General features: G+C 47.6%; 12 protein-coding genes. 2 read left to right on the top strand and 10 right to left on the bottom strand.

Annotated elements, in window-relative coordinates; all coding sequences use genetic code 11:
• Window positions 1-84: 84 nt before the first annotated feature.
• The 7 genes from QWV57_RS01970 to QWV57_RS01940 form a co-directional block, all read right to left on the bottom strand.
• On the bottom strand, window positions 85-3,426 hold the full coding sequence (locus QWV57_RS01970) for a DEAD/DEAH box helicase family protein (protein WP_301100220.1): 3,342 nt from the start codon (window positions 3,424-3,426) through the stop codon (window positions 85-87).
• Window positions 3,427-3,469: 43 nt separating this feature from the next.
• Window positions 3,470-4,699 (bottom strand): restriction endonuclease subunit S, encoded by a 1,230-nt coding sequence (locus QWV57_RS01965; protein WP_301100219.1) that lies wholly within the window; start codon window positions 4,697-4,699, stop codon window positions 3,470-3,472.
• On the bottom strand, window positions 4,696-6,150 hold the full coding sequence (locus QWV57_RS01960) for a type I restriction-modification system subunit M (RefSeq protein WP_301100218.1): 1,455 nt from the start codon (window positions 6,148-6,150) through the stop codon (window positions 4,696-4,698). Before QWV57_RS01960 ends, QWV57_RS01965 begins: the two co-directional genes overlap by 4 nt.
• Before the next feature lie 343 nt (window positions 6,151-6,493).
• A complete protein-coding gene (gene rlmD / locus QWV57_RS01955; RefSeq protein ID WP_238980938.1) occupies window positions 6,494-7,867 on the bottom strand; it encodes a 23S rRNA (uracil(1939)-C(5))-methyltransferase RlmD in 1,374 nt (457 codons plus the stop codon).
• Between the two features lie 76 nt (window positions 7,868-7,943).
• Entirely contained in the window at window positions 7,944-8,864 is a 921-nt protein-coding gene (locus QWV57_RS01950) for a diacylglycerol kinase (protein WP_301100217.1), read from the bottom strand.
• Between the two features lie 149 nt (window positions 8,865-9,013).
• On the bottom strand, window positions 9,014-10,537 hold the full coding sequence (gene floT / locus QWV57_RS01945; RefSeq protein ID WP_055359157.1) for a flotillin lipid rafts scaffold protein FloT: 1,524 nt from the start codon (window positions 10,535-10,537) through the stop codon (window positions 9,014-9,016).
• 21 nt (window positions 10,538-10,558) lie between these two features.
• A complete protein-coding gene (locus QWV57_RS01940) occupies window positions 10,559-11,095 on the bottom strand; it encodes an NfeD family protein (protein WP_100664449.1) in 537 nt (178 codons plus the stop codon).
• Window positions 11,096-11,300: 205 nt separating this feature from the next.
• On the opposite strand from QWV57_RS01940, the gene QWV57_RS01935 reads away from it, so the two are divergent.
• Window positions 11,301-12,167, top strand: a complete 867-nt coding sequence (locus tag QWV57_RS01935; protein ID WP_301100216.1) for an Rpn/YhgA-type helix-turn-helix domain-containing protein — start codon at window positions 11,301-11,303, stop codon at window positions 12,165-12,167.
• A gap of 101 nt (window positions 12,168-12,268) precedes the next feature.
• On the opposite strand, the gene QWV57_RS01930 is transcribed toward QWV57_RS01935, so the two are convergent.
• The 3 genes from QWV57_RS01930 to QWV57_RS01920 all read right to left on the bottom strand — a co-directional run bounded on the left by QWV57_RS01930 (window position 12,269) and on the right by QWV57_RS01920 (window position 14,244).
• Window positions 12,269-12,598, bottom strand: coding sequence for an Mpo1-like protein (locus QWV57_RS01930; protein ID WP_050368152.1), 330 nt, complete (start codon window positions 12,596-12,598; stop codon window positions 12,269-12,271).
• Window positions 12,579-12,935: a hypothetical protein gene (locus tag QWV57_RS01925; protein WP_225995674.1), complete on the bottom strand. Its 357-nt coding sequence runs from the start codon at window positions 12,933-12,935 to the stop codon at window positions 12,579-12,581. Before QWV57_RS01925 ends, QWV57_RS01930 begins: the two co-directional genes overlap by 20 nt.
• A 736-nt stretch (window positions 12,936-13,671) precedes the next feature.
• Window positions 13,672-14,244: an IS630 family transposase gene (locus tag QWV57_RS01920; RefSeq protein ID WP_015373864.1), complete on the bottom strand. Its 573-nt coding sequence runs from the start codon at window positions 14,242-14,244 to the stop codon at window positions 13,672-13,674.
• A 574-nt stretch (window positions 14,245-14,818) separates the two neighbouring features.
• On the opposite strand from QWV57_RS01920, the gene QWV57_RS01915 reads away from it, so the two are divergent.
• The gene (locus QWV57_RS01915; RefSeq protein WP_042382517.1) at window positions 14,819-16,537 is read left to right on the top strand and encodes a M56 family metallopeptidase; all 1,719 of its coding nucleotides are present in this window, start codon (window positions 14,819-14,821) and stop codon (window positions 16,535-16,537) included.
• The last annotated feature ends 56 nt before the right edge of the window (window positions 16,538-16,593 follow it).

Below are 16,593 nucleotides of genomic sequence, written 5' to 3'. Positions count from 1 at the left end.
ACAGCGCATCTCCATCCGTGCCATCACAACCAGCGATTGATCCATTCCCGCGAGAACCTCTTCCCGGTTGATGCCGCCCATCGCTCACGCCCCCGCAATTTCTTCCGAATTTCGGTTAATCTCATCGATAATGCGAATAATCTTCCGCGCGTCATCCATGTTGTCTTGAAAGAGTTCAACAATGCTGCCGACGGTTTTGAACGGTTCTTCCTGCAGCACCCGCTTGTCCATGACTCCATTTTTCACAAAGTAATCGACGATCAATTTGACAAAACGGCTTTGTTGGATGTTCAACCGTTCGCTTGATAAAAATTCGGAAAACGCTTCGTTGGCGGCCTGTGGGTCAAGGCCGACGATTTGGCGGACGAGTTTTGTAATCGGTGTGTCTCCGAATTCTCTTTGATAATCTTCCTGTGTGCCAAGCTCATTCCAAAGAATATGCTCCAACGTTTTTACGTCTTGGACGGTTAGCTTTTTATTATTTCGCAACTTGTAAATGGCCATCTGGTCGCGGTGTTCGTGCAGATAATGTTCCACCTTTTTTCGATAATTTTTCAGATCATTGACATTAAACATCGGGCCGTTTTCTTTGACCTCTAAGACTTGGTCTTTAAAGTTCGTATAGTAAATTTTTTGCGTCTCTTTTTCAAGGAATTTCACTAAATCACGCAACGCTTCGCGAACGGCTTCCAATTCGAAAATATCGGCTTCGCTCCAAAATTCTTCCGTCTGTACTTTTTCAATAATGTATTTTTGTTCCATCACTTGAGGAATGGAGCCGAGCTTAGATAACGCCTCTGCGGTGCGAATCACACTCCGAATTGGCTTTGTGGCATTTTTCGTTTGCAGCTTCGCCAATTCGATCGTGTACATGAGCAAATCAAAACGTTTCGCAAATTCATCATCATTCAACGGAACAATCAGCGGCGAAATATGTTCTTTGATTTCATTGACATCCATGGCCGTTAAGGAGTCCCATTTAGTCCGGTTTTTAAACTTGTGTACGTATTGAATATGTTGGCGTACACGGAAGTTTTCTTCGTTCAACTTATTGATTTCCGCCAGCACCTCGTCAATCAATTCATTGCGATAGGCAATATACTCTTCTTCTTGGTACTGTAAATGCTGCAGTTCTTTAATGATTTCGATTTTGGCATTAAATAGACGCTCCGTTAAGCTTTCCACCGCTTTTCCTTCGATTCCCTTTGGATTCTCGCGAAAAAACTCAAAGTTGCCGCAATAGTCAAAAATAAGGAAATGCGTTTTATCTTTCCCGACTCCGAATAAGTCTTTGCATAAACGGGTTCCGCGTCCAATCATTTGCCAAAACTTTGATTTGGAGCGTACTTTCTTGAAGAACACAAGGTTGACAACTTCCGGAATATCCACTCCAGTATCGAGCATATCGACCGATACCGCAATCTGCGGCCATTTGTTACGGTCGGAAAAATCATCGATTAAGGTTTGGTAGTAGTTCACGCTGTAATCAATGATCCGCGCAAAGCCGCCCTTGTATTCAGGGAACAATTGATCAAAGCGCTCCACAATCCGTTCCGCATGACGATGGTTTTTCGCAAAAATAATCGTTTTGCCAAGTTTGTCTCCGCCTTCGACGCGAATTCCTTTTTCCATTAAATCTCTCAGCACCGTATCAATCGTATCGTCGTTAAACAGCCATTCATTTAACGCGGCACTGTCAATGTCCTCGCCCACTTCCTCATCAAATGTTTCTTCATATCGTTCTTTTTCTTCATCCGATAACTCATCGTAATGAATGCCTTCTTCGAGAAACTTTAATTTTGTTTCAATCGTCCGATAATCGACTAAATAGCCGTCCTGAACGGCTTGATCTAACTCATAGGCATAGGTCGGCACGCCGTTTTCTAAATCAAACACTTCATACGTATTGCGGTCAATTTCATCTTTTGGTGTGGCGGTAAGCCCAAGCAATATCGCGTCAAAATAGTCAAAAATAGCCCGATATTTCTTATAAATACTGCGATGGGATTCATCGACGATAATTAAATCAAAATGCCCGACGGTAAAGAGACGTTTGCCGTCTTTTCGTTTCGCTTCGTCAATCGCGTTCATCATTGTCGGGTACGTCGAAAACACCATGCGGCTTTCCTCTGGATTATCTTTGTTATCGAGCAAATTACAAAGTGTCAAGTTCGGCAACAAATGGCTAAAGCTGTTTTTGGCTTGCGTTACCAGCGTTTTGCGGTCCGCTAAAAACAAAATATTTTTTACCCAATTATGACGGGTAAGAACATCGACAATCGAAATCGCCGTCCGGGTTTTGCCGCTCCCCGTCGCCATGACAAGCAACGCTTTGCGCCGTTTGTTCTCGAGCGCGTCACATACGGCTAACACCGCTTCTTTTTGGTAATAGCGATTCGTTATGTTGTCATTGATTTGCACATTTTTTAGCGGCTTCTTCATCGTCCGACGATCAATAAGCAAGCTTAATTCTTCCTTATTGTAAAAGCCGGAAACTCTCCGCGCCGGATAGTTAAGGTCGTCCCAAATATACGTTTCAAAACCGTTTGTGTAAAAAATGATTGGACGCTGGCCGTGCATTTTTTCAATACAGTCGGCATATAGCTTGGCTTGTTGCTTTCCTTTGTTCGGGTCAGCGGTTGTCCGTTTCGCTTCGATAACCGCAAGCGGCTTCCCGTTGTCGCCAAAAAGGACATAATCGACATAGCCGACTCCTTCCTGATTCGGCATGCCAACCACAGGGTATTCCACAATAACGTCCTTTTTAAATTCCCAACCCGCTAACTTTAAATCTAAATCAATGTATTTCCTTCTAGTTTCAAATTCGCTTAATTCGTCAACTTGGAAATCGTACTCTTTCGTGTTCGCTTCCCGTTTGGCGGTGAGAAGGGCGCGAAGCTGTTCGTTTTCTTTCATCATTTCTTCGAGACGTTTATCTTTGGAGCTTAACCGTTCGTATAAATCTTTTAATTCTTCCGGACGCTCGCGCTTCTCCTCACCGATCGGCAGCAACGATTCATCAAAGTCCGTAGCGGTGTATTCGTCAGAATAACAATAATCAATCCAAGACACAAACTGATGAAGATTGTGGAGAGAAAGAATCGCTTCTTCCCTCGTAATCATCGAGTTCGTATGAACCGCGACATTTCCCAGTTTGACAATGTAACGCAACAACGGCAATAAATCTTCGTCAATGATCGACAAAAATCCATGATCATGAATCAAGCTCGAGAGATTATCTTGATACGGAACTTTCAAAGCGCTATCAAAGCTGTACACCCACTTCACCGCGAGTTCCAGCGCACGGCGCGTCAAAATCGCGCACGTCGCCGGACTCACGACTAAACTTTTCTCTGCCTCTAAACACGCATTCGTAAAGCTCTCATAATGAGGTTTTCCTATTAAAAAATGAAAGTTGGATAACAACAAACACCCCTCCCTTGACCAGCACGAATTCCTTTTACATTTACTAATCGTTGAACAACTCTCCCTTAAACGCCCGTTGCATGAGGGAGTTGAAATTATTCTGTAGCTCTACCATGCTCTTTTGAAGTAACTCTTTTTCAGCTTCTATTTCTTCAACAATTTTAGCAAACCTGTTTTGTAATTCTAACGGAGGGCAAATTATAAATAGTTCCTCTCCATACTGCTTCGCATTTATATTCGGTTGAGCAACAGTATTTTGCTTACTCATAACCCACTGCTTATAATATTGGGTTCTTGTGAAATGAAATAAGAATTTAGGATTTATTTTACTAGTATCCGGAACAAATCTGATTAAGTAACCCGCAAAGATACAATATCCATTTTTCTCAGAATGTAAATAAGTTTTTCCAACAGTTGCGCCAGACCTTGCAAATAATATATCTCCTTCGTTCAATCTATACTTCTCATAATCATCTGGATTACTCGGTGCCACTATATCATCATTTAAACTACCATCATCTCTAATATCAGTAATTCTAATATACCTTGGTTTACCAGAATCATAGGGGATTGCAGAAGAACCTGAACCATATTCGCCCTTACGAAGGCAAACATCATTTAATTTTTGTTTTTTCCAATTTTTCTTATTTAATTTTGGATCCCCAAACATCTCCAAAAACACACTTTGCGTTAACTGGTCTAACGCTTCAATTTGGGCTTTTCGTTTGTCAATGAGTTCTTGGGCTTTCAACAAAACAGCACTAATCTTTTTTTGTGTCTCAAGAGAAGGCATAACAACCGGTATTTGTTTAATTTTCCCTAGACTTAAAGCCGGCTGAGCAGTCTTAGATGCATTTTTCTTCAAATAATTGACAACTGTATCAGATCTTAACCAAAAGAGTAAATAGTTTTTATCAACTTTACTATAATCAATAGAAACTTTTGCTAAGTTAGCTGGGATAATAGCAAAAGGGTACCCGTTTAAATCAGTTACTTCTGCTGAATAACCAATTGAACCTATTTTTACAAATAATATATCTCCTACTTCAACTTTACTTCTAATTAATTCCTGCGCTTTTTGAGGAGTTATATATCTTATATCTGAAAAATTAAATTGAAAGTTACTAATATTTTTCCCCTGTAAAACGGGTATCCCATCATCAACGTAATCTTTTACTTTTAATGCCGATCCGAAGGGACCATCAACAATTGCATTTTTGCTATTAACAGCAATATCTTCTAACTTTAATACTTTATATTTAGTCCTTATCATTTGATCATTCCTTCCAGCTCAACAATACCCTCTCTAATTTCTTCTTCCAGTACCTTAATTCTTTTAATTATTTCCATAGGCGCTTCATACTCCACTTCTTCATACTCAATCTCTTTATACTTGTTAATCGAAAGGTCATAGTCATTTTCCCGGATTTCTTCCACCGGCACAAAGAACGATTGCTCTGTCCGTTTCCGGTCTTTTTCCGCTTCACGGTTATGGAAGCGCGCAATGATGTCCGGAATGTCATTTTCTTCAATCGGAGTGCGCTTGTCGTCCAATGAATAGCCATCGGCTTTCATATCATAAAACCATACTTGATCCGTACCGCCGACTCCCGTTTTCGTGAAAATCATAATCGCTGTCGATACGCCCGCGTATGGTTTAAATACGCCGCTTGGCATGGAAATAATTGCTTCTAATTTATGATTTTCCACAATTTCTTTACGGATGTCTTTATGCGCTTTCGAGCTGCCGAACAATACCCCGTCCGGCACGATGCACGCGCAACGTCCGCCTGTTTTTAAAATGCGTAAGAATAATGCCAAAAATAAAAGTTCGGTTTTCTTTGTCTTTACAACTTTTAACAAATCATTTGAAACTGCATCATAATCTAATGAACCTTTAAAAGGCGGATTGGCAAGGACAAGGGTGTATTTGTCCTTATCTTTGTTTTGTTCCGATAAGGAGTCGCGATATTCGATATTCGGATTTTCAATGCCATGGAGCATCATGTTCATCGCACCGATGCGCAACATCGTGCGGTCCATATCAAAACCGTAGAACATATGGTTATTAAAATGCTCTTTTAAACTTTGCACTAAAAATAAGTCACTGCGATGTTTGCGCAAATATTCGCCCGCCGCCACCAAAAACCCCGCCGACCCCGCCGCCGGGTCGACGATGATGTCTTCCGGCGTCGGTTTCATCAGTTCGACCATCATGTGAATGATATGACGCGGGGTGCGGAATTGGCCGTTCGTGCCTGCGGTGGCGATTTTCGATAACAAATACTCGTACAAATCGCCTTTCGTATCGCGGTCTTTCATCGGAATGCGGTCAATGCCGTCGACGATTTTGACGAGCATTTGCGGCGTCGGGATCATGAAAATGGCGTCGCCCATATATTTTGCATAGGCCGATTCCCGATTGCCGTGCAAGTTTTTGATGAACGGAAACACTTCATTGGACACGACATCGTACATATGGGCGGCTTCAAAATGTTTGAATTTGCTCCAGCGCAAGTGTTGCTTATCGGGAGGAAAGATGCGTTCCGATTCAATGCCGAGCAGCGCATCCTCCTGCTCGCGCTGTGTTTCGACTTCATCCAAGCCTTTGATGAACAATAAGTAGGTAAACTGTTCAATGACCGTCAGCGGGTTCGTAATGCCGCCTGTCCAAAACGTTTCCCATATTTTATCGACTTTATGGCGCAATTCGCCTGTGAGCATGGCTTCTATGTACCTCCTTGTGATTTCCAATCTCCATTATATACGGTTTTCGGTACAAAAGGGGAAGAAAAATACGTTTTATGCCGGTTGACGCTCAGGAAGACGGAGAATGGCTTTCTTTGTGGAACAAAGAAACTCCCACTGTGCTTTGTTATGAAGCGGGAGTCGTTCACCATAACCGTTCGAGGAACACTTGCAAGTGTTGTGGATTCTCAATAGGATGGATCTCATCCAGCCCCCAGTTTTGCAGGCGGATGAAATCTTTATCATGTCATTCGTGTCGTCATGGCCGTTTGCCCAATTCGACTGCAAACAACAAGGCCGGATCCACCGGCCCGTTGTCTTATCTCAACCGAATTTTCGCCACACACTCCACATGCGCCGTGTGCGGAAACATGTCCACTGGCTGGACTTCGATCGTTTCGTAGCCGCCGTCTTCTAGGATGCGCAAGTCGCGGGCGAGCGTCGCCGGGTTGCACGAGACGTAGACGACGCGGGGCGGTTTCATGGCGATGATCGTCTCAAGCAGCGAGGCGTCACAGCCTTTGCGCGGCGGGTCAACGACCAAGCAGTCAGCGCGGATGCCTTCTTCGTACCAGCGCGGGATGACGTCTTCGGCGGCGCCGACTTCGAAGGTGACGTTTTGGATGCCGTTGAGTTTGGCGTTGCGCTTGGCGTCTTCGATCGCTTCGGGGACGATTTCGACGCCGTAGACGTGTTTCGCTTTACGCGCCAAAAAGAGCGAGATCGTGCCGATGCCGCAGTAGGCGTCGATCACCGTCTCCCGCCCGGTCAGCTCCGCGTATTCGAGCGCTTTGTCATACAGCACTTTCGTCTGTTCGGGGTTGACTTGGTAAAACGAGCGGGCCGAGATGGCGAATTGAATGCCGCCGATGCGGTCGGTGATGAACTCGCTTCCCCATAACACCCGCGTTTTGGCGCCGAAAATGACGTTCGTCCGCTCGGGGTTGACGTTTTGCACGATCGATTTCACGCCCGGAATGGCGCGGACGATGTCACGGACAATGTCCTGTTCGTGGGGCAGATGGTCCGTGCGGGTGACGAGCACGACCATCACCTCGCCAGTTGACGCGCCGTAGCGGGCGACAATATGGCGAAGAACGCCCTTGTGCGTGGTTTCGTCGTATGGGGGAATACCATAGCGCTCGGCGATGCGCTTCACGGCCTGGACGACGACATCGTTCGCCTCTTGCTGGATGAGGCAGGCGTCCATATCGATGATTTCATGCGTCCGCTCCTTGTAAAAGCCCGCCACCAAGCCCCCTTCGCGCTCGCCAACGGGCACTTGCGCCTTGTTTCGATACCGCCATGGGTTCTTCATCCCGATGACGGGATGGACGGTGACGCCTTCTAGCTTGCCGATGCGGGCGAGCACTTCTTTCACCTGCTTTTCCTTCGCTTTCAGCTGGCCTTCGTAGCTGAGGTGTTGCAGCTGGCAGCCGCCGCATTGGCGATAGACGGGGCACGGCGGCTCAACGCGGTCGGGGCTTGGTTCGTACAGCTCCACGAGGCGGCCGTACCCATACCCTTTTTTCACTTTGATCGCTTTCACCTTCGCCCGCTCGCCGGGAAGCGCGTGTTTCACAAACAACGGAAAGCCGTCGACTTTCGCCACCCCGAGCCCGTCGTGGGTCAAATCGGTGAATGTGACGTCATAATACTCGTTTTTGGCGACTGGTGGTTGCTGCTTCGTCATGTCGTTCTCCTTTCTGCCGTTCCTCTGTATATGTAGCGTGCCCTTTATAGGGGAAAGGCATAAGAAAAGAACAGGCTTATCTTCCTGTTCTCACTTGTTCTGCCTTTTCTTTTGGCATCAATACGTCAATATGGCGGCGCAAATTGACGAACTCCCCTGGAAGCATGCCGCCGAATTCGCCGTCTAAGTTTAGCTGCATCGGCGAGTGCACTTTCACCCGGTTCGCTTTCGTGTAAATGATATGCGGGTCGTTGATGTGCTCGCCGCGCGCGGCGAGCGTGACAAGGCGGATGAATTCGGCCAAGTTCGTTTTCTTGACGATGATAAAATCGAACAGGCCGTCATTCAATGATGAATCGGGTGCCAGTTTTTCAAACCCGCCGACCGAGTTCGTGAGCGAAACTAAAAACATCATAATCTCGCCTTCGAACAGTTTGCCGTCATACTCAATTTGCGCTTCGGTCGCCTTGATGGACGGCAACATCTCGATCCCTTTCAAGTAATAGGCGAGCTGGCCAAGCATCGTTTTCAGCTTGCTCGGCACTTCGTAGGTGAGCTCGGTCAGGCGCCCGCCGCCCGCGATGTTGATGAAATAGCGCGTTTTGTCTTCGTTCGTCACACAGCCGATGTCAATCGGGACGGGCTCACCCGTGGCGATCACGTCGCACGCCCCTTCAATCGAACGGGGCACGCCGATGGCGCGGGCGAAATCGTTCGTCGTCCCAACGGGAATGACGCCCAGTGTCGGCCGATGCGGCTGATCGGCGATGCCGTTGACGACTTCATTGATCGTTCCGTCGCCCCCTGCGGCGACAACGAGATCAAATTCCCGCAGGACGGCCTGGCGCGCTGCTTCCGTCGCATCCCCCGGCCCTTCGGTGGCGTGGCACGACGTTTCATAGCCCGCCTTTTCCAACCGCACGAGCACATCAGGCAAATGGCGCTTAAACAACTCGCGACCCGATGTCGGGTTATAAATAATTCGAGCTCGTTTCATTATTCTCAACCTACTTCCTTTTTTCCATTCCACCCGTTCCCATCATAACGAAACAACGCTTCATGCGCAACTCCGACGAATGTCGTGAACAAGGCGGCGAGAAACAGCGCCCTCGGGTTCAAGCGAAGGGCGCTGTGGGAGGATAGGCATCATTCTGTTGTCTTCGCCTCTTGGGACGATGCTGGCGCACCGAGCGGCTGGGCATGGGCGGGTGCGCCCCCTTGGGCGATGTTCTCAAGCAACTGCTTCACATCGATGCCCGTTGACGCTTTCAACGTCTCCTGCAAGCTCGCCATTAAGTTCGTCGCATAGCCCGTGACGCGGTTGGCGCCGCCTCCCGCTCCTGAGCCGGTGTCGACGATCGTCAGCTTCTCGATGTTCGCAAGCGGGCTCGCCACTTGTTTCGCATACTCCGGAAGCATCTTGATGATCATGTCGAGCACCGCAGCCTGGCCATAGCGCTCGAACGCTTCGGCGATCTTTTGTTTCGCTTCCGCTTCGGCGAGGCCTTTCAGTCGGATGATTTCCGCTTCCGCTTCCCCTTTCGCTTTCTCCGCCTCGGCTTTTGCCAACCCGTCGAGTCGGACGCGCTCCGCTTCCGCTTTCGCCAGCGTTTCGACGCGGTACTTTTGCGCATCGGCTTCGGCGATTTGTTTCGCCTTTTCCGCCGCCGCTTTTTGTTCGATCGCATAGCGCTCGGCATCGGCTTTTTTCTTCACTTCCGAGTCGTATTGGCGCTCGCGGCGCAAAATTTCTTTTTCTTCGAGCTCGATTTGTTTTTGCCGCTCGATGATTTTGATTTGCATTTGTTGGGCCATCACTTCTTGTTTCGCCTTCGCTTCCTCCAAATGATACGCCTGGTCGGCGCGCGCTTTGGCGATGTCTTGTTCGCGGCGGAACTCGGCGAGCTTCAGTTGGTTGATTTTCTCCGCTTCGGCGATTTCCGTCAGCCGCTCGAGCTCGGCTTTGCGCGCTTCCTTGTCCGCTTCGGCGCGCTTGATGCGCGTCTCTTTTTCCGCCTCGGCTGTTGCGATGTCGGCGTCGCGCTTCACTTGGGCGATGCGCGGTTTCCCGAGTGCATCAAGGTAGCCGTTTTTGTCGCGCACGTCTTTGATCGTAAACGAGACGATGACGAGCCCCATTTTCGCCAAATCTTGCGACGCAACGCGCTGCACTTCTTGCGAAAACTTGTCGCGGTTTTTGTAAATTTCTTCAACAGTCATTGACCCGAGAATGGAACGGAGATGGCCTTCGAGCACTTCTTTCGCTTCGTTTTCCATATCTTGACGCGTTTTGCCTAAAAACTGCTCGGCCGCGGTCGCGATTTCGCCGATTGAGCTGCCGACTTTAATGATCGCCACCCCGTCCGCCATCACGGGCACGCCTTGTTCGGTGTACACCTCGGGCGTTTGCACGTCAAGCTTGATCGACAATAGGCTCAGCGGCTCGGCCTGTTGGAAAATCGGCACAACAAACGTGCCACCGCCGCGGACGATTTTGATTTTGTTTCCCGACTCATCGACATGAACGTTTTTGCTTCCTAAGTAGCTGCCCGTCACAATGAGCGCCTCGTCCGGCCCGACGGTGCGGTAGCGGGCGATAAAAATGGCAATAAGTCCGACAAGAAGCAAGACGACGACGCCGATCACGACAAGCCATGGCGCAATAGTCATCACTTTTTCCCCTTTCTCTGTTTAAATCAAAACATGATACGGATCGCGCTTCGCCACTACAGCGATGCCGTTTTCCATTTGCACGATGACGACTTCTTCCCCCGCAGCGATTTCCTCGCGATGGAGGCTTTTCGCTGGTTTCGCCACCGCCCCGCTTTTGCGGGAGATGAGAATTTCTCCAAATCCATCAGGCGGCACCGGGATGATCACTTTGGCGAGCGCTCCCTCCAAATCGGCGTCCGTATACCCAAGTGACGCCTCAGCCGAACGGAGCGGCAAAAAAACGAAAAAGTGCAACAGCAACACAGCAACAAGCGCCACGCCGATGGCAAGCCACAGAACCAAGCTCGATGCCCAGTCTGTGTACCATTCCGCCAGCAATCCGACCGCGCTGCCAACAATGAAAAACGATAAAACTAGCTGCGGACTGAACAGCGGATGATCAGCCACATCGAACAAACCGTCAAGCACATCGCTGAAGAAAAAATACAAAACCGTCAACAACGCACTGACGACAAGCACCCATCCGTACACAACTTCAGGCGAATGGCTGAACAACTCCCCTCCCTCCTTTCCCCTTCGCTTATACATACGGCGAGGGCAGCCGTTGGTTTCATCATTTTTCCAATGTCATCAAAATTCGACAATCCTCCCTGATTTCCTTCTTCTAACAGCAGAAAAAATGCAGGGAGACCGGCAGGATTTTGCATAGTGCAAGGCGAATCAAGCTATGCGAATCTAAAAACATATCGGGAGGAAGACCATGTCAGAAACGCGCATTGACCACGATCGGCTGTTTAAAGAGTTGTTGAGCACCTTTTTTGAAGAATTTGTTCTCCTCTTCTTTCCTCACGTACACGAACAGATTGACTTTCACTCCCCTTCCTTTTTATCAGAAGAAGTGCTGACCGATGTCACCGCGGGTGAAAAACATCGAGTCGATTTATTGGTCGAGACGAAGCTGAGAGGAGAAGATGGACTGATCATCCATCAAAGCTACATCCAATCCTCGTTTTCAGAGCGAATGTTCATTTATTTCAGCCGCTTGTTTCAAAAACACCGCCGCCGCATTCTTCCGATCGCCATCTTCAGCTATGATGCCATCCGCGATGAACCATCTTCATTCACCGTTTCGTTTCCGTTTTTGACCGTTCTCGATTTCCGTTTTTTGACGGTGGAATTGTCCAAACTCCCATGGCGCACATACATCCGCCATGACAACCCGGTCGCTGCCGCCCTGTTAAGCAAAATGGGGTATAATGAGGAGGAGAAGGTGGAAGTGAAAAAGGAATTTTTGCGCATGCTCGCCCGCCTCGAGCTCGATGAGGCGAGACAGCGTCTGTTGTTCGGCTTTTTCGAAACGTATTTGCGGTTATCGGAGGAAGAAGAAGTCCGACTGCGAAATGAGGTGAAGACCGTGGAGGAAAAGGAGGCTGCCAAAGTCATGGAACTCATCGTGTCATACGAACAGAAAGGCATGGAAAAAGGAATGGAAAAAGGAATAGAGAAAGGAATGGAGAAAGCAAAGCTAGATGTTGCGAAACGAATGTTGGCAAAAGGATTTGATGCTGACACGATCCATGAACTGACCGGACTGCCGCTGGAAACGATTGAACAATTGAAGCCATGAGAAGGCAAACCCCTTCTCCCTGAATCATTCGGGTTGCCGCCCCCCATTTCTCCAAACTTTGGAACATCTTCAGGGAGAAGGTCTTTTCATCGTTCTTCGCTTTATTCCTCTGAAATCCCCAGCCGCTCCAACTCCCGCCCAAGCTGCCCCGTAAGCATGAGCCCGTACATGCGAAAATCGGCCCGAAGCGACCAAAACGGATGGCCGAAGGTGGCGGGCTTGTTTCCTTCAATGAAAAAGTGGCTGAACCAGGCGAGCGCATAGGCGGCCACTGGAGCGCCGAGCAGCCACCACGCATTCCTCGTCACGATCGCAATGATCACAAACAAAAACACGAAGCTCGTTCCGACAAAATGCCAGCGCCTTGTCGCCCGTTTGCGGTGCTGAGTCAAATAAAATGGCCAAAACTCTTCATAATCGCGGAATTCCATCTCCCTTTCCCCCTTTGATGGATGCGGCGCGCCGCCCACGAATGCCGCGAACGAGCAGCACCCAGTACCCGATCATGTACAGAAACAGCACAAGCGACAGCCACGCCCACCATTGCCCTTCGATGAGGGATTGCTGCCAGTAGGCGAACGGATCGACGCCGACCCTGGCGATCGTGTGAAAATTGTTCAGAAAAAAGAGCGGCACTGCGATCACCGCAACGAGCGAATACAAGCGGCGAACCGTTCCTTTCACTAGCATCGCCACACCGACAATCAAGGTGGCCATGCACATAATGTAGTACAACACGGACATCCATAGCGGCGCACTCGGGCCCATTTCAAATCCCTTTTCATCCGTCATAATGGCCATATTCGATGAGAACCAAAAGAGTTCCTTCCTGTTAGAACGATGTTCCCTTCCTCTGTGAGGGAGCGGCTGCTCAAGTTCAACACACATTTGGCCTGCACCCACAAAGCTCCCCTTCATAATGAATTGTGTTTTCAAGTTGCGGGAAAGAGTGTGGGAACACAGAAGGACGTAACTCTTAGAACGGGATCTCCTCCATTTTTGGGATCATGCCCGCTCAGCTGCAGTCAGTTCGCTTTTGTTATGTTTAGCACTTGAGAATCAATACCTAATTCTATATACATGCAACATGAAGAGTTAACTTCTCAGTCATCCTGCACACCCTAAGCGTTGCAGCACTTCCTGCGGACGTTCGTGGATGTCGTCCGCAAACCGAGCAATGGCCTGGACGATATCGTTTCGATGTTTGTGAAACACATTGGCGATCACGGTGTCTTTCAGCCATTTCCACAAGCTGAATGCGGGCGTTATCCAACACCAAGACGATGAGACGGTCTGGATAGCGCTCTTTGAGCATTCTCAAGAAATTCAAGAACGTCGCGGCATTGGCACGGCAGTCGTTTGATGAAGCACCGTTTCGCCATCGTGGATGTTGACCGCGCCAAACCGCGATACGTGGGCATGATGGCCGAACGTCGGCACTTGTTTTTGGCGGCCGACTTCTGACCATGTGGACCGCAAGACATGGTAAGAGCGGATATGGGTTTCATCGATGTACAGAAGAACGGCATCTTCTGTGTCCTTGGTGATCAAGTTTTTTGATCAGATCCATTTGCTTTTCCAATTGCTTTTGCTCATCCGGGTTCCCTTTCGCCAGTGTGTACGTCGGTCGTGTCCACGACAGCCCTTTGCGGTGCAGGAGTTTTCGCAGCGCTTCGCGGGAAATGGAAACACCGAATTGCTTTGCGACATAGGATTGCAGGAGTTTGGTGTTCCACGCCGAGGCGACGTCCCAGCCCAGTTCGGCGGGAGTGGTGGTCAATACAAGCTGTTTGATCTTTTCCTGCTGTTCTTCGGTGAGAAACGGCTCCCGCCCGGGGGCGAAATCCCGATGAAGCAGGAGTTCAAGGCCGCCTTCGTTGAACAGCGACACATAATGGGAAACGGTTTGTCGGCACACGTTGACCATGGAGGCCGCTTCTTTGCCCGAATAGCCTTCCATGACGAGGCGAACGGCCATCACCCGTTGGCGAAGAAGGGTGTTTTTGATTTTCCGTTCCTGTTTGCGAAGTGTCCGAGGTGTCCATCCGTGATCGTTGGTGATTTTGAGACGTTTCATGCAGAATTCCGCTCCTTTTCCATGTTTTTCATTAGGAGCAGTATAACCGGAGTGGGCACCGCTTATGCGAAGGTTAACTTTTCAATGAGCATGTATATACAATGAATGGTCAAAACATCAGCAACAATCTGCTGATCCATTCATGCAACGAACATACCAGGACACTGACCGCTCGCTTTCGTAAGCGTAAATCACGAATCATGCGGAAGACAACAACATGAGTCATACAAAAACGGGTCTCTTAATCATACGGTTCCTCTCCTACATGAATGATCGTTATCCGTTACATGTGAGGAAAATATTGTAGGTCATATTCATGTTCCCCAACAAGCGCAGTGGAGTGAAAAAAGAAAAAGATATACAAAACGAACCTGTCCCTGCTATAATGTCAATTGAAAAAAGAACCAATATTGGAGAAAAACGTTCATGAACGTTCAACAACATGCCATTGTCAACCACCTACATGTAGAATGGACGAATTTCGTTACCAATGGGTGTTAGTGGATTTACTTAAGTGATAAATAATGACTAGGGGTTTTCTTGCACTTTTTCAACTAGACAGGGGGAGCAACAGATGCCAGATGTGACTATATCGATTTGGACTGCTGCAGTCGGCTTTTTTCTCGGTTTCTTGGCATACTTTTTTAAAAAATGGTGTCCTTCTTTATATGTACATATCCTCACTGCGATACTCGGAATCGGATGGATCGTCTATGTGTTCTTAGATCAAGGGTTTATAAAAACGGTGCCCATTTTTTTTATATTTGGATTTAGCTTTTTTAGCTCTCCGGTACCGGAAAGAAGCAAAACCCAATTGAAAGAGATCATCGATCAACTAAAAGAACAAGGTGCGAGAGAAATAGTCTTGTCTAAAAATAAAGAGCGCCTATTAGCGGATTTGTTATTTTCCGGATTTTTCATCGTCATTGCTGTTCTTTATTTCCTTTTCGGGCCGAATTCCGCGATTACGTTCATCCTTTTATATAGCTTCATCTCTCTTTTTGTTGGGCTGACAAAAAGAGTGGGACTGCTTCGCTCTCTCCGCCTTTTTTACGCAGAACACGAAGAAGCATTATATGCTGTATCTTTGTTTGAAACCAAAAAATATCCATTGAAGGAACTTTCAGAAGTAAGCGTTCAGACAAGGCCGGATGTGTTGCAACTATTCCAGCTTTTTTCTTTGTTCTCTCCTAATATGGACTATACGACCAGCATGGGGAAAACGTGGAAGTTATCTTTTTCCGGTGAAAAAGTTTATCTCACCCCTGATCCATTAGAATCGATGGATTTTCTCCTTAAAGGAGAAATACATAAAATGGAAGAGTTCGAAGTAAAGCCTTTTTATCATCCGAAAAATTGGAAACGACTTTTAGGAAAATGGTATTTTGCAGCAACGGTGAAAGGGGTGGGAGCTTATGCAGCCCTTCTCACACTGTTTACTTTGCTGGGGATCGGGCCGATCGCAACAACCGCTGTTATTATACTATTTTGGATATTCAATCTATGGATTTCGGATCGCGTATTGAAAATCGCTTTAGATATGAGGAAAATAGACGATCCCGATTTGCTGCCCATCATCGAGAAAGTCTTTTCACGTGCCGGCCTTTCTCATGTTGATATTTATGTTACGGAATCGGCCGAATATAACGGTTTTGCGATAGGTGCGAATATTGGTCGATCATTGGTAGCGTTAACTTCAGAAACGCTGAAACTTCCCCATGAAGCCATTGAAGGCATTTTGGCTCATGAGGCGATTCATGTGAAAAAGCGAGATGTCTTGATGGGACAGTTATTGCGATTTGCGTTGATCGGGTTAGTTTTTGCTGGTGTTTTCCTTATCCATGAAGCCTTTCCAAATTGGCTAGAACATAATCAAATCTTTGTTTTTCTCGGCCTATGGCTCTTGATTTTTCTGCTTCCTGCTTTCCAATCTCTATTCACACAGTGGATGGAAGTCCGGGCAGATCATTTAGGAGCAACGCTGTTGGACGGTGGGAATGCTCAAATGGCTAACAGTTTGACGATCCTGTGTGAATATCAAGATCGAGCATTGGAAAAGTCTGTAGGATACCACATTGATTTTAAAAACGAGCAAGAAGCAAATAAAAAGGACAAAAAAATCTCTTCCTTAGAAAGAGATTCTTGGTTTTTTAGATTTTTGGAATTCCAGTTTATGTCCCATCCGCCCATGTATTGGCGTGTTCATGCGCTTCAAACAACAGAAACCGAATGGAGCATCAGGAAAATCAAATTATGGTGGTGCAGCCGCTTCCGAGAGTCGTTGCCCAATTGAAACCGTAGGTGAGCAAACTTACTCATCTCCATGGACAACTGAGATCCCTTCGTGAG

Origin of the sequence: Geobacillus zalihae, assembly GCF_030414215.1 — a bacterium.
In the GTDB taxonomy this organism is placed as follows: domain Bacteria; phylum Bacillota; class Bacilli; order Bacillales; family Anoxybacillaceae; genus Geobacillus; species Geobacillus zalihae.
Note: the sequence above shows the minus strand (reverse complement) of the source record. Positions and strands in the feature narration are given on the sequence as shown.